This is a genomic window from Chryseomicrobium aureum, from assembly GCF_043182735.1.
In the GTDB taxonomy this organism is placed as follows: Bacteria; Bacillota; Bacilli; order Bacillales_A; family Planococcaceae; genus Chryseomicrobium; species Chryseomicrobium aureum.
Map to the genome: position 1 here is coordinate 1,023,574 of NZ_CP171117.1, position 18,701 is coordinate 1,042,274.

General features: G+C 44.3%; 16 protein-coding genes. 15 read left to right on the forward strand and 1 reads right to left on the reverse strand.

Features of this window, described 5'->3' with window-relative positions; all coding sequences use genetic code 11:
* The first annotated feature begins 43 nt into the window (after positions 1 to 43).
* The 8 genes from ACF3OH_RS05510 to pyrE are packed head-to-tail and all read left to right on the forward strand — an operon-like array spanning position 44 to position 9,452.
* Positions 44 to 925, forward strand: a complete 882-nt coding sequence (locus ACF3OH_RS05510; RefSeq protein ID WP_392456180.1) for an aspartate carbamoyltransferase catalytic subunit — start codon at positions 44 to 46, stop codon at positions 923 to 925.
* Positions 922 to 2,193 carry a dihydroorotase gene (locus ACF3OH_RS05515; RefSeq protein ID WP_392456182.1) on the forward strand — a complete coding sequence of 424 codons (1,272 nt, stop codon included), beginning with the start codon at positions 922 to 924 and terminating at the stop codon, positions 2,191 to 2,193. Before ACF3OH_RS05510 ends, ACF3OH_RS05515 begins: the two co-directional genes overlap by 4 nt.
* Positions 2,190 to 3,278 carry a carbamoyl phosphate synthase small subunit gene (locus ACF3OH_RS05520; protein ID WP_392456185.1) on the forward strand — a complete coding sequence of 363 codons (1,089 nt, stop codon included), beginning with the start codon at positions 2,190 to 2,192 and terminating at the stop codon, positions 3,276 to 3,278. The genes ACF3OH_RS05515 and ACF3OH_RS05520 overlap by 4 nt, the downstream gene beginning before the upstream one ends.
* Positions 3,271 to 6,468, forward strand: a complete 3,198-nt coding sequence (gene carB / locus ACF3OH_RS05525) for a carbamoyl-phosphate synthase large subunit (protein WP_204588997.1) — start codon at positions 3,271 to 3,273, stop codon at positions 6,466 to 6,468. The genes ACF3OH_RS05520 and carB overlap by 8 nt, the downstream gene beginning before the upstream one ends.
* Positions 6,465 to 7,232 (forward strand): dihydroorotate dehydrogenase electron transfer subunit, encoded by a 768-nt coding sequence (locus tag ACF3OH_RS05530; protein WP_392456187.1) that lies wholly within the window; start codon positions 6,465 to 6,467, stop codon positions 7,230 to 7,232. Before carB ends, ACF3OH_RS05530 begins: the two co-directional genes overlap by 4 nt.
* Positions 7,229 to 8,140 (forward strand): dihydroorotate dehydrogenase, encoded by a 912-nt coding sequence (locus tag ACF3OH_RS05535; RefSeq protein WP_204588999.1) that lies wholly within the window; start codon positions 7,229 to 7,231, stop codon positions 8,138 to 8,140. The genes ACF3OH_RS05530 and ACF3OH_RS05535 overlap by 4 nt, the downstream gene beginning before the upstream one ends.
* Positions 8,137 to 8,838 (forward strand): orotidine-5'-phosphate decarboxylase, encoded by a 702-nt coding sequence (pyrF, locus tag ACF3OH_RS05540; protein WP_392456189.1) that lies wholly within the window; start codon positions 8,137 to 8,139, stop codon positions 8,836 to 8,838. Before ACF3OH_RS05535 ends, pyrF begins: the two co-directional genes overlap by 4 nt.
* Positions 8,835 to 9,452 (forward strand): orotate phosphoribosyltransferase, encoded by a 618-nt coding sequence (gene pyrE, locus ACF3OH_RS05545; protein ID WP_392456191.1) that lies wholly within the window; start codon positions 8,835 to 8,837, stop codon positions 9,450 to 9,452. Before pyrF ends, pyrE begins: the two co-directional genes overlap by 4 nt.
* A gap of 241 nt (positions 9,453 to 9,693) precedes the next feature.
* Here pyrE and ACF3OH_RS05550 read toward each other — a convergent pair whose 3' ends face one another.
* Entirely contained in the window at positions 9,694 to 11,349 is a 1,656-nt protein-coding gene (locus ACF3OH_RS05550) for an NFACT family protein (protein WP_392456194.1), read from the reverse strand.
* 85 nt (positions 11,350 to 11,434) lie between these two features.
* On the opposite strand from ACF3OH_RS05550, the gene gmk reads away from it, so the two are divergent.
* The 7 genes from gmk to rsmB are packed head-to-tail and all read left to right on the forward strand — an operon-like array spanning position 11,435 to position 18,693.
* Positions 11,435 to 12,055, forward strand: coding sequence for a guanylate kinase (gene gmk, locus ACF3OH_RS05555; protein ID WP_204589003.1), 621 nt, complete (start codon positions 11,435 to 11,437; stop codon positions 12,053 to 12,055).
* Entirely contained in the window at positions 12,056 to 12,280 is a 225-nt protein-coding gene (rpoZ, locus tag ACF3OH_RS05560; protein WP_204589004.1) for a DNA-directed RNA polymerase subunit omega, read from the forward strand. It abuts the gene before it with no gap.
* A gap of 58 nt (positions 12,281 to 12,338) precedes the next feature.
* Positions 12,339 to 13,538 (forward strand): bifunctional phosphopantothenoylcysteine decarboxylase/phosphopantothenate--cysteine ligase CoaBC, encoded by a 1,200-nt coding sequence (gene coaBC, locus ACF3OH_RS05565; protein ID WP_392456197.1) that lies wholly within the window; start codon positions 12,339 to 12,341, stop codon positions 13,536 to 13,538.
* The gene (priA, locus tag ACF3OH_RS05570) at positions 13,526 to 15,925 is read left to right on the forward strand and encodes a primosomal protein N' (RefSeq protein ID WP_392456200.1); all 2,400 of its coding nucleotides are present in this window, start codon (positions 13,526 to 13,528) and stop codon (positions 15,923 to 15,925) included. Before coaBC ends, priA begins: the two co-directional genes overlap by 13 nt.
* A gap of 16 nt (positions 15,926 to 15,941) precedes the next feature.
* Positions 15,942 to 16,430 (forward strand): peptide deformylase, encoded by a 489-nt coding sequence (gene def / locus ACF3OH_RS05575; RefSeq protein ID WP_392456202.1) that lies wholly within the window; start codon positions 15,942 to 15,944, stop codon positions 16,428 to 16,430.
* Positions 16,427 to 17,365 (forward strand): methionyl-tRNA formyltransferase, encoded by a 939-nt coding sequence (gene fmt, locus ACF3OH_RS05580; protein WP_392456204.1) that lies wholly within the window; start codon positions 16,427 to 16,429, stop codon positions 17,363 to 17,365. The genes def and fmt overlap by 4 nt, the downstream gene beginning before the upstream one ends.
* Complete coding sequence (gene rsmB / locus ACF3OH_RS05585; protein WP_392456206.1) at positions 17,362 to 18,693, forward strand: 16S rRNA (cytosine(967)-C(5))-methyltransferase RsmB; 1,332 nt, start codon at positions 17,362 to 17,364, stop codon at positions 18,691 to 18,693. Before fmt ends, rsmB begins: the two co-directional genes overlap by 4 nt.
* Positions 18,694 to 18,701 lie beyond the last annotated feature (8 nt).

The window sequence follows — 18,701 nt, forward strand, 5'->3', positions numbered from 1 at the left end:
CCCACACCGGAAAGGGTTTTTTTATAGGAAAGGGAGAGAAAACATGCGCGCATTGACATCTATCGAACACCTGACAACAGACGAACTGCTCTATCTTGTCAAACGAGCACGACAATTAAAGGCAGGAAGTCCTCCACAAGTAAAGGACGGATTGGTTGCTGCAAACTTGTTTTTTGAACCAAGTACCCGCACCAAGATGAGTTTTGAAATGGCTGAACGAAAACTCGGATTGACGGTCCTACCCTTTGAAGCGGGATTTTCAAGTGCGACAAAAGGAGAATCACTCTACGATACAGTGAAGACACTTGAGGCGATTGGTGTGGATGTGCTTGTTATCCGGCATCCAGAAAACAACTACTACGAGCCAATCATTGATCAAGTCAAACCAGTGATTATCAACGGAGGAGATGGGACAGGAAATCACCCGACCCAGAGTTTACTAGATTTGATGACAATGCTTGAGGAGTTTGAAACATTAGAAGGAAAAACGGTGACAATCGTTGGGGACCTGGCGCATAGTCGAGTCGCACGTTCAAATGTTCACGTGTTATCAAAACTTGGCGCACAAATCCAATTTGTCAGCCCGCCCGAGTGGCAGGCAGAGTTTCAAGTCTTGTTTAGCTTAGACGAGGCGATTGAAACAAGTGATGTGATCATGCTTCTTCGGGTCCAACATGAACGCCATGATGGCACACAGTCGTTCACAAAAGAACAGTATCACGAAGAATATGGTCTCACTGAAGCACGGATGGCTGCGATGAAAGACAACGCAATCGTGTTACATCCTGCACCTTTTAATAGAGGAGTCGAAATTGCTGACGCTGTGGTAGAAGGTGACAAGTCACGAATCTTTGAGCAAATGAAAAACGGTGTTTACATGCGAATGGCTATACTAGAGTTTTTATTAAAGGAGGAAGCGGAATGAAACGACTTTATACGAACTTACAACGCTTAACAGATCAGGGGGATTTGATTCCAACAGATTTGTTAATAGAAGACGGGAAGCTAGTATCCTTTAACAACAGTGGACATGTAGATGAAACAGTTGATGGAAACGGCGCACTGCTCCTTCCAGGATTGATTGATGTGCACGTCCACCTACGTGAACCAGGCGGAGAACACAAAGAAACGATTGAAACAGGGACACTAGCAGCGGCAAAAGGCGGGTTTACAACAATCTGTGCAATGCCAAACACACGCCCAGTTCCCGACACAGAAGAAACGATGAGTTCGTTGATGAATCGTATCAAAGAAACTGCGCATGTGCGTGTACTTCCATACGGATCTATCACGATTCGCGAAGCGGGCAAAGAACTGACCGATGCGAAACGGTTGAAGGAATCAGGAGCTTTTGCTCTAACGGATGACGGCGTAGGTGTTCAAACCGCTGGGATGATGTACGAAGCAATGAAACAAGCAGCAAAAGAGGGAATTTCAGTCGTTGCGCACTGTGAAGACAACAGCTTATTGTTTGGTGGTGTCATGCACGAAGGTACCAAAAACAAAGAGCTCGGCCTTCCAGGCATTTTATCGGCATCTGAAGCAGTCCACATTGCACGTGACATATTGCTCGCTGAAGCGACAGGTGCACATTACCACGTTTGCCACGTCAGCACGAAAGAGTCTGTGCGCGTCATACGGGATGCAAAGCGTGCGGGAATTCACGTGACCGCTGAAGTATCACCACACCACCTTTTGCTCTGTGAAGACGATATTCCTGAAAATAATGCAGAGTGGAAAATGAATCCACCCTTGCGTGCTCATGCAGATAAATTAGCCTTGATTGAGGGTCTAGAAGACGGGACACTGGACTTCATCGCTACGGACCACGCACCACACACGGCTGAAGAGAAATCACACGGTTTTGAAAAAGCACCGTTCGGTATCGTCGGACTTGAAACCGCGTTCCCGCTTCTCTATACGCATTTTGTAGAATCAGGAAAATGGTCTTTGCAGCAACTTGTAAGTTATTTTACATCGAAGCCTGCAGAAGTGTTTGGTCTTCCGTTCGGAACACTCGAACTAGGAGAACCTGCCGAATTTACACTAATCAATTTACATGATGAAAAACAAATTGACCCGACAACATTTGTCTCGAAAAGCACAAACACACCTTTTGGTGACTGGGCATGTAAGGGCTGGCCAGTAGAAACATGGTTTGATGGAAACTGTATCTGGAGGGAAAACCAATGAAACGTTATTTGATCTTAGAAGATGGCACAGTATTTGAAGGTACGGCTTTTGGTTCACAAAACGAGAGTACAGGTGAGGTGATTTTCACAACGGGAATGACAGGGTATCAAGAATTCATCTCAGACCCGTCTAACTGTGCACAGATCTTAACACTGACGTATCCACTGATAGGTAACTACGGAATCAATCCAGAAGATTTTGAAGCGATGGCCATCACACTTGCTGGAGTCGTTGTGCGTGAATGGACAGAACAACCTTCGAACTTCCGCTCAAATCGAACGTTCGGAGAGTTAATGGAGCAACGCAATGTACCAGGAATTTCTGGTATTGATACTCGCATGCTAACAAAACTTCTTCGAACACACGGCTCACTTCGAGGAAAGTTGACAGCTGCGGGTGAACAGCCAGATGTTGAAAACGTTGTAGCGGAGTTAAATGCATGGTCTCTTCCGCACGATGAAGTATCTCGTGTGTCAACACAACGCCCATATCCAAGTCCGGGCCGCGGGTGCCGCGTTGTCATGATGGACTTTGGTATGAAGCACGGTCTACTTCGCGAATTGAATAAGCGCGATTGTGACGTAACCATCGTGCCATATACTACATCTGCTGAAGAAATTCTTGCGATGCAGCCAGACGGCGTGATGTTATCAAACGGTCCTGGAGACCCAACAGATATTCCAGAAGCTATTGAAACTGTGAGAAAACTAATTCCGGAAGTACCGATGTTTGGCGTTTGTCTCGGTCACCAACTGATCTCGCTAGCAAGCGGGGCAACAAGCTTTAAATTAAAATTTGGGCACCGCGGTGCTAATCATCCAGTAAAAGATTTGACGACAGGTCGCGCGGAACTTACTTCTCAAAATCATGGCTACGCGATCGACTTAAAATCACTTGAAAATACAGACCTAGAGCTGACACATATCGCATTAAACGATCAAACGGTCGAAGGCGTTCGCCACAAGCACTACCCAGTGTACTGCGTCCAATTCCATCCAGAAGGTTCCGCAGGCCCAGAGGATTCCGTCCATTTATTTGATCAATTCATTTCACTTATGACGAAAGCGGGGAAACAACATGCCTAAACGCCACGATATCAAAACCATCTTAGTCATCGGATCCGGTCCAATTGTAATCGGACAAGCAGCAGAATTTGATTACGCAGGTACGCAAGCCTGTATCGCACTTCGTGAAGAAGGCTACCGTGTCATCTTAGTCAATTCAAACCCAGCGACCATCATGACAGACACAGAGATGGCAGATAAAGTATACATGGAGCCTTTAACTCTCGAGTTTGTATCAAGCATCATTCGCAAAGAACGTCCAGATGCCCTGCTTCCAACACTCGGAGGCCAGACAGGCTTGAACATGGCGATTGAACTCCACGCATCGGGAATTCTTGATGAATTGAATGTGGAGATTTTAGGCACCAAGCTTGATGCAATTCATCAAGCTGAAGACCGCGACTTGTTCCGAAGCTTAATGAATGAACTAGGAGAACCAGTACCGGAAAGTACGATTATTCACAACCTTGCAGAAGCACAAGCATTCGTAGCACACATCGGATATCCAGTCATTGTCCGTCCAGCGTTCACACTCGGTGGTACGGGTGGAGGAATCTGTCACAACGACCAAGAACTGGCGGAAATCGTGACAAGTGGTTTGAAGTACAGCCCTGTAACCCAGTGCCTACTTGAAAAATCAATTGCAGGATTCAAAGAAATTGAGTACGAAGTAATGCGTGATTCTGCAGATAACGCAATCGTTGTCTGCAACATGGAAAATTTTGATCCAGTCGGGATTCACACGGGTGACTCCATTGTTGTAGCCCCCACTCAAACATTGACAGACCGCGAAAATCAAATGCTTCGTAATGTGTCACTAAAAATTATTCGCGCCTTGAAAATTGAAGGGGGATGTAACGTTCAGTTAGCACTCGATCCGCACAGCTTTCAATACTACATCATTGAAGTGAATCCGCGTGTCAGTCGCTCATCGGCTCTTGCATCAAAGGCAACGGGTTATCCGATTGCAAAACTTGCTGCAAAAATCGCAGTCGGTCTCACACTTGATGAGATGATGAACCCAGTAACGGGCAAGACGTTTGCATGCTTTGAGCCAGCACTCGATTATATCGTCGCCAAGATTCCACGCTGGCCGTTTGATAAGTTCGAGTCAGCAAAGCGTAACCTTGGAACACAGATGAAAGCTACAGGTGAGGTTATGTCACTTGGTCGCTCTTTTGAAGAGGCGATTTTAAAATCAATTCGTTCTTTAGAAACGGGTCACATGCATCTTGAAATGAAGCATGCAGATCGTATCACGGACGAATGGATTGTTAAACGAATCAAGCGTGCTGGAGATGAGCGTCTATTCTTCATTGGAGAAGCACTTCGCCGCGGCATGACTGTCGAAGACATTCACGAGTGGAGTCAAATCGATTTCTTCTTCTTGAATAAATTAAAAGGCATTGTTGATTTCGAAACAACAATTAAAGAGCAAATAGGCGATCTAGACGTTCTCTACCGAGCAAAACGCATGGGATTTGCAGATGTAACAATCGCAAAATTCTGGAACTGGACTGAACAACAAGTGTACGATTTACGCAAGACTGAAAAAATGTTCCCGGTCTACAAAATGGTAGATACATGTGCAGGGGAGTTTGAATCGGAAACGCCGTATTTTTACGGCACATATGAGCAACAAAACGAATCCATCCGTAGTGATAAAAAGAGCGTCATGGTGCTAGGTTCTGGTCCGATTCGCATCGGGCAAGGGGTTGAATTTGACTATGCGACGGTTCACTCTGTATGGGCTATTAAAGAAGCAGGGTATGAAGCCATTATTGTGAACAACAATCCAGAAACGGTTTCGACCGACTTCTCAATTTCCGACAAGCTTTATTTCGAACCGTTGACACTAGAAGACGTCATGCACATCGTGGAACTTGAGCAACCAGAAGGTGTCATCGTTCAGTTTGGCGGACAAACAGCCATCAATTTAGCAGCTGGCTTAGAGGCTCGAGGCGTGAAAATTCTCGGAACGAGTTTAGAAGACTTAGACCGCGCCGAGAACCGTGATAAGTTCGAAGCTCTTCTTCGTGAGATCGGTATTCCACAACCGGAAGGAAAGACAGCCGTGTCTGTTGATCAAGCGCTAGCAAATGCTAGAGAAATCGGCTTCCCGGTTCTCGTTCGCCCTTCCTATGTACTCGGTGGCCGCGCGATGGAGATTGTTTACAACGAAGAGGAACTAACGCATTACATGGAGCACGCAGTTGAAGCGAGTCCGGAACATCCGGTGCTTGTCGACCGTTATCTCACAGGTACAGAGATTGAAGTCGATGCGATATCAGACGGTGATTCGGTCGTTATTCCAGGCATCATGGAACACATTGAACGTGCAGGCGTTCACTCAGGAGATTCAATAGCTGTCTATCCTCCGCAAAATTTATCAGCGCGTCATATCGAGCAACTGGTCGATTATACAACACGGTTAGCAAAAGCATTGAAAACAGTTGGGTTACTAAATATCCAATATGTCATTTCACGCGATGAAATCTACGTGCTAGAAGTGAACCCACGCGCAAGCCGAACTGTACCTTTCTTAAGTAAAATCACGGGAATCCCAATGGCAAACTTAGCAACAAAAGCTATCTTAGGAGAAAAGCTCGTCGAAATGGGGTATACACCTGGACTTGCTCCAAACCAAGAAGGCGTCTATGTAAAAGTTCCTGTCTTCAGCTTCGCAAAATTACGCCGTGTGGATACGACGCTCGGACCTGAAATGAAGTCAACAGGAGAGGTGCTCGGTAAAGATCGTACACTTGAAAAAGCATTATATAAAGGACTTGTCGCTGCTGGTCTCGAATTACAACCTTATGGGACAGTTTTGATGACTGTAGCGAATAAGGACAAGCAAGAAGCAGCAAATCTCGCAAAGCGATTCCACGCAATTGGCTTCCGCGTTTTAGCGACTGAGGGTACAGCACGTGCTTTCGAAGAACAAGGTATACCTGTACAAAGTGTCAACAAAATTGGGGATTCAGGTGAAACACTTGTTGATGTGATTCAGTCAGGAAAAGCGCAGTTCGTCGTCAACACGCTGACAAAAGGAAAACAACCTGCTCGTGACGGATTCCGTATCCGCCGTGAAGCAGTAGAAAATGGAGTACCTATTCTTACATCACTGGATACAGCAGAAGCGATTTTGCGCGTGATGGAATCGATGACATTTACAACAGAAACGATGAATCCAATGGAGGTGCGCCGATGATTCGAACCGGCTTGATGGAGGTTGTACGAAATAAAGAAATTGCAGATCGCGTATACGAGATGACGGTGATTGGACAACAGACGATTGCGATGCAAACACCTGGCCAATTCGTACACATCCGGGTTGCAGATCACGCAGAACCTCTTTTGCGCCGTCCAATCAGTATCTGTTCGATTGATCAAGACATTCTAGAGTTTACAATGATTTTTCGAGTAGATGGCAGAGGCACAGAGCTGCTTGCAGCAAAACGTCCAGGAGATACGATTGATGTGATAGGACCACTAGGAAATGGCTTTCCGGTCGTCGCGTCTCCCGAAGAGCGCGCATGGCTCATTGGTGGGGGAATTGGTGTTCCTCCACTCTATGAACTTGCCAAACGATTGAAAGAGTCGGGAGTCCAGCTAACGATTATACTGGGTTTCCAATCTGAAAAAGATGTATTCTACGAACAGCGATTTAGAGAACTTGGAGACACATTTATTACGACAGTAGACGGTACGCATGGACTACCAGGGTATGTAACGGATCAAATGGCACTCTTGCAAAATGTACCGAGCATTTATTATAGCTGTGGACCACATCCGATGCTAAAAGCAGTCGAGAAGGCGCTGCCGAATATTCCAGGATTTTTATCCTACGAACAGCGCATGGGGTGCGGTATTGGTGCTTGTTTTGCTTGCGTATGCCCGACGACTGAAGGACAAGGTAGCTATGTGAAAGTCTGTTCAGACGGACCAGTATTTCAAGCGGGGGTGATTGCGTGAATTCACTTGCAATAAAATTACCAGGTCTTGATTTACGCAATCCGATCATGCCGGCATCTGGTTGTTTCGGATTTGGTCAAGAATACGCGAAGTTTTATGACCTAGCTGTTTTAGGTGCGATTATGATCAAAGCTACAACTGAAGAAAGTCGGTTCGGTAATCCGACACCCCGCGTTGCGGAGACATCTTCTGGGATGTTAAACGCTATCGGACTTCAAAATCCAGGTCTAGAGCATGTTTTAGCTCATGAATTGCCGTGGCTTGAGCAGCATGACGTGCCGATTATTGCCAATGTTGCCGGCTCCGAAGTAGAGGATTATGTAGCCGTGGCTCGAGAAATTTCAAAAGCGTCAAATGTCCATGCGCTTGAACTGAATATTTCTTGCCCGAATGTGAAATGTGGTGGAATTGCATTTGGGACGGATCCAGAGATTGCAGCATCTTTAACGCGGGCTGTAAAAGACGTTTCAGAGGTTCCAGTCTATGTGAAGCTCTCTCCAAACGTCACAAATATTGTATCGATTGCTACAGCAGTCGAAGCAGCGGGTGCGGATGGTCTGACAATGATCAACACACTTCTCGGCATGCGACTAGACGAAAAGACTGGTAAACCTATACTTGCAAATAAAACGGGAGGACTTTCTGGTCCTGCTATCAAACCTGTTGCGCTTCGAATGATTCATGAGGTGTATCCACACGTATCGATTCCAATCATTGGTATGGGCGGTGTGCAGACGACACAAGACGTTATCGACTTCTTATCGGTTGGTGCATCAGCAGTAGCTGTCGGTACCGCAAATTTTGTCGACCCATTTGTCTGCCCAACACTCATCGACGAATTGCCAGAAGCTTTACATAGTCTTGGCTACTCATCGGTCGAAGAAATTAGTGGGAGGTCCCATCGATGACAAAACCAATTGTGGCGCTCGATTTCGCAACTCAACAAGATGTTGAAGCGTTTTTAGGAAGATTCAACGAACAGCTCTATGTAAAAGTCGGCATGGAATATTATCTTCAAAATGGACCAGACGTGATTCGTTCACTTAAAGAAGACGGTCATTCAATTTTTCTTGACTTAAAGTTACATGACATTCCAACAACAGTTCACAAGGCGATGAAGGGGCTAGCTACTCTTGGTGTTGATATGGTCAATGTCCACGCAGCAGGAGGTATTGCCATGATGAAGGCTGCGAAAGAGGGTTTGGCAGAAGGATCTCAGGGAGATATGACGAAGTTGATTGCTGTTACGCAACTCACATCGACGACAGAGGGCCAAATGCAACAAGAGCAATTAATTCAAACATCACTTGAAGAATCTGTTGTGCATTATGCGCGGATAACGCAACAAGCTGGCCTAGACGGTGTCGTTTGTTCTGTGCATGAGGCGAACATTCTTCGTGACACTTTAGGCGAAAGTTTTTACAAAGTCACCCCGGGTATTCGCTTAGCTGGTGGCGACCTTCATGATCAAAAGCGAATCGCTACACCAACTGATGCGAGAAAGATAGGTTCTACGCACATAGTAGTAGGTCGAGCAATTACGGCAGCTGCAGACCCAGTTGCTGTCTATCATCAAATTTTAAAAGAATGGGGTCATGAAGAATGAAGACAAAAGCGGCACAAGCTTTATTGGAAGCACGCGCAGTACAACTATCAACAGAGCCTTTGTTCACGTGGGCTTCTGGCATCCAGTCGCCAATTTATTGTGATAACCGGTTGCTGATGGGGTATCCGAGATTGCGTGAACAAGTTGCAAGTGAACTGTCTACTTTAATAGAGACCCATTTTCCTAAATGCGAAGTGGTGGCAGGTACGGCAACTGCTGGAATTCCACATGCAGCATGGGTAAGTACGAACCTTCAATTGCCGATGGTCTACGTTCGCTCAAAAGCAAAAGAGCACGGTCGAGGAAATCAAATAGAAGGGAAACTTGTGAGCGGGCAAAAAGTAGTAGTAGTCGAGGATTTGATTTCAACAGGTGGCAGTAGTATTACGGCTGTTGACGCATTAAGAAAAGAAGGAGCGGACGTCCTTGGTGTCGTCAGTATTTTCTCGTACGATTTACCAAAAGCTACTGAAGCATTTGAACAAGTAGGTGTTCCTGCTTACTCATTGACTACCCTAAACGATTTATTGATGGAAGATACTTCTTTATCAGTGGAAGACCGGACGTTTATTGAATCTTGGCATACAGAGTTGAAGAGAAATAGTTTAAAGTGAAAATCAAAGAGGCTGTGACAAAACCCAGCAAAGGGAGTTTCTCGTCATGAGAAACTCCCTTTTTGTATGTTCTATTGGGTGTAGGGGAAGCGTTCCGCGGGCGCGGGCTGAGCCTCGGTCTCAGCTTCCGCTTATAATCCCGCTGGAGTCACCCCTACACACTTTTCATTTTGTTATCTTTAACTTCATTTGTGGAATTAACTGAGTTATGTCCCTGCCTCTTTTTATTGAGTCATAGCTCTTATTTCTGCAACGACCGTACAACCTCTTGGTCAGGCGTCACAAATACTGTCTTCTGCTCAAAATAAATCACAAAGCCAGGCTTCGATCCATTTGGTTTCTTGACATGGCGAATCTCCGTGAAATCAACTGGGACAGAGGATGAGTCACGTGCTTTACTGAAATACGCAGCTAGTACCGCTGCTTCGTGAATCGTTTCTTCGGATGGCGACTCCGAGTGAATGACTACATGTGAGCCTGGTATGTCTTTCGTGTGTAGCCAAGTATCAGTCCGTTTCGCAAGCTTAAACGTCAAGAAATCATTCTGCTTATTGTTCTTACCCACAGAAATCGCCGTCCCGTCTGACGAAATATAGGCTTCAGGTTTCGGCTTACTTTCTTTTTTAGCTTTTGCTTTCGCGCGTTTCTTCAAATACCCTTGATCCATTAGCTCTTCACGAATTTCTTCAATATCAGAGGGCGATGCTTGTTCTAGTTGGCGCATCACTTCATCAAGATAAATCAACTCACTATCGGTTTTATCCATCTGTGCCCGTACCTCTTGTAGAGCTGTTTTTGCTTTCGTGTATCGATGGAAGTAATTTTGGGCATTTTGAGAGGGAGTCTTTTTTGGATTTAATGCGATGACAATGGTCCCTTGATTCTCATCGTAATAATCGATAACCGAAATCTCTTTCATCCCTTTGGTGATGGCATGCAAATTCCCCCTCAACAGTTCGCCTTTTTTCTGATCTTCTTGCAGGTTCTCTGCGCGTGTTAGATCTGCTTGAAGTTTTTTCTTTTTTGTTGTCAGTTTTTTACGCTCATTTACCAACCAGCGCTCTAAGTCTCCAGCTTGTTGTTTCACACGGTCACGCTCTGCTTTTTGATAATACACACGGTCTAACAAGTGACCCAATGTCGCAGCAGGCATCCACTCTGTTTCTAAATGAAGGAGAGGGGATGCAGAAAACACGGTTTTGCCGCCAACTTCCGTACTACCGGGTTGATCGCCACCGCGCATAAAGCTCATTAAAAAGTCGTACGCGTCTTGGCCATCTCGAGAAGCGAGTTCTGTCGCATGAAGTTTCGCAACTCCTTGAAAATTTGCCATCCACTCTTCTGCACTTGCAGGTAGTTCTGCAGAGTTCGCTAAAGTAAATGGATTTTCTTTGTCTTGCTTTGGTGGATAAATATAGTCCTGTCCGGGCATCATCGTGCGATACGAATTCATCGAAGGAGGAAGGTGCTTCATCGTCTCAATGATTTTTGATGTATCACCGTTTACAAGTGTTAAGTTGCTGTGACGCCCCATAATTTCCATGATGAGAATGCGGCTAGTATCGTCTCCAATTTCATCTTTACTTCGAATCGTGAATTGAATGATCCGATCCGCTTCAATCTGCTCGACTTTTTCAATGAAGCCACCTTCGATGTGTTTACGCATCATCATACAAAAGAGCGGTGGAGTTGGAGGGTTATCAATCGATTCATACGTCAAGTGAACACGAGCATAGGAAGGATGGATTGAAAATAATAATTTATGGTTTTGGCCGCCTGCACGGATATGAAGCATCAGTTCTTGGGTGTTCGGCTGATGAACGCGCGTGATTCTTCCTGTTCTAAGCTGTTGAAGTTCTTGATTTACTGCTGCTGTGAATAATCCGTCAAATGCCATTTTAATTCCTCTTTCAAAACGTTTTGTTCTATTCTAACATGATGTGCTATAATCAAGTAAGTATGTTGAATGTGAAGGAGTCATTATGTACAAAGAACGCGGCATCTTAATTGTTCTCTCCGGTCCCTCTGGCGTCGGTAAAGGAACGGTGCGAAAAGAGCTCTTTTCCACCCCAGAAACAAATTATGAATATTCGATTTCTATGACAACACGGAAAGCGCGCGAAGGCGAAGTAGACGGTGTTGATTATTTTTTTAAATCGAAAGAGCAGTTTGAAGAATTGATTGAACAAGGAAGACTCCTTGAATATGCCAATTATGTTGGCAATTATTACGGTACGCCTCTTGATTACGTGAATGCCACGTTAGACGCAGGTCGCGATGTGTTTTTAGAAATTGAAGTGCAGGGTGCCAAGCTCGTCCGAGAAAAAGCACCAGATGCGCTCTTTATTTTTCTAGCACCACCTAGCTTGTCGGAGCTAGAGAGTCGATTAGTCGGAAGAGGAACGGAAACGGACGATGTGATTCAAGCACGAATTGCAGCTGCACGTGAAGAACTTGCGATGATGGATTTGTACGACTATGTTGTTGAAAATGATCAAGTCGAGCGTGCATGTGATAAAATTAATGCGATTGTGACAGCTGAGCATTGTAAGCGTGAGCGTGTAGAGCAACGCTACAAGGCCATGTTGAAAGGAGAACTCTAAATGTTATATCCATCAGTGGATTCGTTAAAGAAAAAAGTTGATTCTAAGTACTCATTGGTGAGTATCGCTTCCAAGCGTGCACGCCAGATGCAAGAAGAGAAAAACATGCGTTTAGTAAAGTATGTTTCTGATAAAAACGTTGGCAAAGCACTTGAGGAAATCGCTACAGGCGTATTAATCAATGAAGTCGCCGACCAAAATGTAGTATACGAAGACGAAGTATAAAACCTACCTCCCAAAGATTGTCTTTGGGAGGTCATTCTGTATAAAAGGGGATTTTCGAATGACTGGGTCAACAAAAATTTTACTCTGTGTGACAGGTGGGATCGCGGTTTACAAAGCAATTGCGCTTGTTAGTAAACTTACACAAGCGGGTGCAGATGTACGTGTCATTATGTCACAATCAGCAATGGAATTTGTCCAACCACTTTCGTTTCAAGCGATGTCCCGCAATGACGTCTATTTTGACACATTTGATGAAAAAGATTCACGTGTCATTGCTCATATTGATTTAGCAGACTGGGCAGATTTAGTTGTAGTTGCGCCGGCAACTGCAAATGTCATCGGCAAGTACGCAAACGGTATTGCTGACGACATGATCACTACAACACTTCTTGCAACGACAAAAGAAGTATGGATGGCACCTGCGATGAATGTCCATATGTATAGTCATCCTGCAGTACTTCAAAATATTGATACCCTCCATAAACGCGGCATTCGCTTTATCGAGCCTTCTGAAGGATATCTTGCATGCGGATACGTCGGAAAAGGGCGTTTAGAAGAGCCAGAAAAAATTACAGAGCTCATCATGAATCGTAAACAAAAATCAATGCCCTTAAAAGGGAAGTCGGTCGTAGTAACTGCTGGGCCTACGCGTGAACGAATTGACCCAGTACGTTACGTATCAAACTTCTCAACAGGCAAGATGGGCTTTGCGATGGCCCGTGCAGCAGCAGACCTTGGGGCAGAAGTGACATTGATTGCAGGGCCAGTAACACTAGAAACGCCAGCCGGAGTAACGCGTGTTGATGTTGAAAGTGCAGCGGACATGTTACGTGAAGTGGAGACACGTTTTGCATCTACAGATATCCTTATTAAAACGGCAGCAGTTGCCGATTATAAACCGAAACTTCAAGCAGACCAGAAAATTAAGAAACAAGATGGCGATACAGTACTGGAGATGGAGCGCACGACTGATATTCTGGCGCATATGGGCTCGATCAAATCGAACCAAGTCGTCATTGGTTTTGCAGCAGAAACGAATGATGTTGAAGCGTATGCGGAGAAAAAACGTGTGAAAAAGAATGCCGATTATATTATAGCCAATGATGTCATGCAACAAGGTGTTGGATTTGGCACAGATACAAATAAAGTAACTGTGTTTTCAAAATCAGGAAAATCAGATTTTCCATTCCTACCGAAACAACAACTTGCACTTGAATTGCTACAGTTTGTTGCTGAGCAGGAGGGATGGCACTCGTGATTGCACAGGTCATTGTAGATGTTTCTACAGCGGCAATCGACCGGCCGTTTGATTATCACGTGCCTGCCCAACTCGAAAGTTTTATTCATCCAGGTATTCGTGTACACATTCCTTTTGGACCTCGTAAAGTGCAGGGGTTTGTCATTTCAACGTCAGATGAAACAGAACTTGATGAAAAAAAATTGAAGCCTATTGAATCAGTAGTTGATATTGAACCGGTATTGACAGCAGAAATGCTCGAGCTAGGTAAATGGCTAAAAGATGATACGTTGTGTTTCTATAACGATACGCTCCAAGTGATGATTCCTGCAGCTCTCCGAGCGAATTACACAAAACTTGTTAAGGTTGAAAATGCTTCAGTTTTATCCGAGCCTTTTCAAAATTTATTGTCCAAAGATCTAGAAGTTGATTTCGCATCACTTGAAAAACAACACTTGATACAAGAACTGAAAGTCCACCTCGATACGGGAAATGCCACGATAGAAACTCGAATTCGTCAAAAAGCGAAACCAAAACTACAAACGGTCTATCACGTGATCGATGCATCGATTGAGCTTTCTGGTCAAGCGAAGAAGCAACAACAAGTTGTAGATTGGATTTTAGAGACAAATTCAAAATCTTTCACCATAGTAGACATTCAAAAACATGTCCAAGTGGCGACGCCTGTACTAGATGCGCTCGTTGAAAAGAAGATTTTAAAAAAATCTAAACAAGAAGTGTACCGTGAAATCGAATTACTTGCAGATACATCAATTGATAAAGTGGTCACACTTACAGAGGCTCAAAAAGAAGTTCTTGAGACGATCAACCGAGCGCAACAAAATCAAAAAAGTGAAACATTCCTTTTGCACGGGATTACGGGTAGCGGGAAAACAGAAATCTATTTACATGCGATTGAAGAAGCACTTGCTCTTGGAAAAGAAGCCATTATGCTTGTGCCAGAAATTGCTCTTACACCACAGATGGTTACGCGTTTCAAAATGCGATTTGGGAATCAAGTGGCAGTGATGCATAGTGGTCTGTCTGTCGGAGAAAAGTACGACGAGTGGCGTAAAATTCATCGCCGAGAAGTGCGAGTAGTAGTAGGGGCGCGTTCAGCCATTTTTGCACCGTTTGAAAACGTAGGGTTACTAATACTCGATGAAGAACATGAGTCCTCTTACAAACAAGAAGATTCTCCGCGCTACCATGCACGAGAAGTCGCAAAATGGCGCGCGCAGTTTGCAAATTGTCCTGTGATTTTAGGAAGTGCGACACCTTCCATCGAATCCTATGCTCGTGCAAAAAAAGGAGTCTATATACTGCTTGAGCTCCCGAGTCGAGCGAATGCTAAAGCTTTACCACCTGTTGATTTAATTGATATGCGGGAACAACTAAAGGGTGGAAATCGCTCCATGTTCAGCATGGAATTGATTGATGCGATTCGAGATCGATTAGCAAAAAAAGAGCAGATTGTTTTATTTTTAAACAAACGAGGCTTCTCATCTTTTGTATTGTGCCGCGATTGTGGAACGACAGTCCAATGTCCAAACTGTGATATTTCCTTGACCTATCACAGGATGGGCGAAGCTTTAAGATGTCACTATTGTGGATATGAAGAACTAGTTCCCACCCAGTGTCCCCATTGCGAAAGTGAGCACATTCGATTTTTTGGCACAGGTACTCAAAAAGTAGAAGAAGAGATTACAAAGCTATTTCCAGAAGCCCGAACGCTGCGAATGGATGTTGACACAACGCGTACGAAAGGTGCACATGAACGAATCCTGCATCACTTTGGACAACGACAGGCGGATATTCTATTAGGTACACAAATGATTGCAAAGGGATTAGATTTTCCGGAAGTGACTTTAGTGGGTGTGTTAAATGCCGATACTTCTTTGCATCTTGCGGATTTTCGGGCGGCCGAAAAAACGTTCCAGTTGATTACGCAAGTGAGTGGTCGAGCTGGTAGACATGAGAAAAAAGGCCACGTCATCGTCCAAACATATGATCCGGAACATTATGCACTCGTCAATGCCCAGACACATGATTATTTGGGCTTTTACACGCAAGAGATGCAAATGAGAAAAGCTTATCAATACCCTCCGTTTTATTATTTGACCCATATTCAAATCAGTCATCCAGAGGTCATAACGACTGCAGACTATGCGGGTAAGACGGCAGAGTGGTTGCGAGAAAACCTTTCGCAATCAACCGCTGTAATAGGTCCGACTGCTTCTGCAATCAGCCGCATACAAGAGCGGTACCGTTATCAATGCATGATTAAATATAAGCGAGAGCCAAACTTAACGACTGCGCTTCATCAGTTATTAAAGCTTTCCCGAACGCAATGGGAAAAGCAAGGGGTGCGAATCAGCATTGATTTACACCCATCTACGATTGTATAGAAATGAGGAACGAAGAATGACAGTATTAAAAATAGTTGAACATCCCAATGATATTTTGACGACTCCGGCAGCAGATGTCACCGAGTTTAATGAAGAACTAGGCAAATTGCTTGATGATATGTATGAAACTATGGTGGCAGCAGATGGTATCGGCCTTGCAGCTCCACAAATCGGAGTATCAAAACGCATAGCCATTGTAGATATGGGAGAAGGCCAAGAAGTCATTGAAATGATCAACCCACAAGTTGTTGCTATTGGTGGTAAAGAAGTTGAAGTAGAAGGCTGCTTAAGCTTCCCGGGATTGTACGGAGAAGTAGAACGACCGTATTATGTAAAAGTTGAGGCGGAAGACCGTGACGGCAATTTGTATGAATTAGAAGCAGAAGATTATGAAGCACGTGCCATTCAACATGAAATCGACCACTTAAATGGTATTTTATTTACTTCAAAAATTATTCGTTATGTCTCTCCTGAAGAATTCATGGAGGAAGGTGAAGAACAATGACGTCCATCGTATTTATGGGGACACCCGCATTTTCTGCACCCGTTCTTCGTATGTTGGTTGAAGAGGGCTATAACGTTTTAGCAGTTGTCACACAACCTGATCGTCCTGTTGGGCGGAAAAAAGTGTTGACGCCACCACCGGTTAAAGAAGAAGCGCTTCGTCACGAAATCGAAGTACTACAACCTGAAAAGTTAACAGGCAGTGCGGAATTAAAAAGACTGCAAGAATTAAATCCAGATTTGATTGTGACAGCAGCATTTGGTCAATTATTGTCTGAAGAGGTGCTAACACTTCCTCAATTAGGCGCCATTAATGTCCACGCATCCTTACTACCAAAATATCGCGGCGGTGCACCAATTCATCAAGCGGTTCTAGACGGGGAAGAGAAAACGGGTGTCACTATCATGTATATGGTGAAGAAACTAGATGCAGGAGATATTATCTCGCAAGTAGAAGTTCCCATTACAGAACAAGACACTACAGGAACGCTCTTTGACAAGCTCAGTGCAGCAGGAACAGCCTTGTTAAAGGAAACACTTCCATCAATTGTTGCTGGAACGAACGCACGAACACCTCAAAATCCTGATCAAGTAACGTTTGCACGAAACATCTCACGCGAACAAGAACGAATCGATTGGGCAAAGCCTGCTCGGGAGGTATTCAACCAAATTCGTGGTTTGAATCCGTGGCCAGGTGCGTACACGACGTTTGATGAGGCAAGTTTTAAAATTTGGTCTGCACGTGAAGTGAACGGAAACTCGCATGCTGTACCAGGTGAAATCATTGATACTACAGGCCGTTTTGTTGTACAGACAGGAGACGGACAAGCATTGGAACTACTTGAAGTACAACCTGCAGGAAAGAAAAAATTAGCTGTTGACGAATTCTTACGAGGTGTTGGGCAGCAATACAAACTAGGAGATCAATTTAAATGAAGCGAAAACAACTAGGCAACCCTAGGGACGCAGCTCTATTTGTTCTAATGGATGTCGATAAAAATCAAGCGTATAGTAATTTGTTGCTCACAAAACATATGAATCAACACAAAATTGCAGGTATTGATAAAGGTCTTATGACAGAACTTACGTATGGGACGTTGCAACACAAAATGACACTCGATTTTTTCCTGGCTCCTTTTATCAAAGGAAAATTAGAAAACTGGGTTCAGTGGGTATTGCGCATGGCCGTTTACCAGATTCACTACCTGGATCGTATTCCGAACCACGCAGTAGTAAATGAAGCTGTTCAACTCGCTAAGTATCACGGACACAAAGGTGTTTCAGGTTTAGTGAATGGTGTGTTGCGTGCATTTCTTCGTGAAGGTGTGCCAAGTTTTGATTCGATTAAAGACCCATTAGAACGTTTGTCAATAGAAACTAGTCACCCAGAGTGGATGCTAGAAAATTGGATCCAAGCATTTGGTTTTGAAAAAACAGAACAAATTGCACGCCAAAACAATGTCGCACCTCCTCAGACTATTCGTGTCAACACGATGAAAATATCAATTGATGACGCAATTCAAGCGCTCGAGTCAGAAGGGTTTACTGTACGAAAAGGAATCTTGCCAGAAAGCTTGCATGTTGCTGGGAAAACAGCAGCGACTTCAGCACTTTTCGCATCGGGTCAGTTTACGATTCAAGACGAGAGTTCGATGATGCCAGCACATGCACTCCAACTTGAAAAGGGTATGTCGGTTCTTGATATGTGTGCAGCACCTGGTGGGAAAACCACACATATTGCGCAACTTCTTGCCAATACGGGTCATATTACAGCACTTGATCTTCACGAGAATAAATTAAAGTACATTCATGAGAATGCCGAGCGTCTTGGTTTTACACACATTTCGACGGTTGCGGCGGATGCAAGACAAGCGCAAGAAGTTTTAGAGCAAAAGCAATTTGATCGTATTTTAGTGGATGCTCCGTGTAGTGGATATGGTGTCATTCGTCGCAAGCCAGATATGAAATATGCAAAAAAACCACAAGATGCAGAACGATTAGCTACGATCCAACTTGCTATTTTAAATGAAGCCTACTCTCTTTTATCGCCTGGTGGCATACTGGTCTATAGCACATGTACGATTGAACCAACTGAGAACGATGAAGTGATTGATGCTTTTTTACAATTGCATCAAGATATGCAAGAACTCTCTCTTCCGGATGTATTTACTGCTCTTCCGCATGGCGCTGCGAAAGTAGGTCATCAAGTACTTCCGTATCCAGACGGCGATGGATTTTATGTAGTAGCTCTTCAAAAAGCATAATCAAGGGG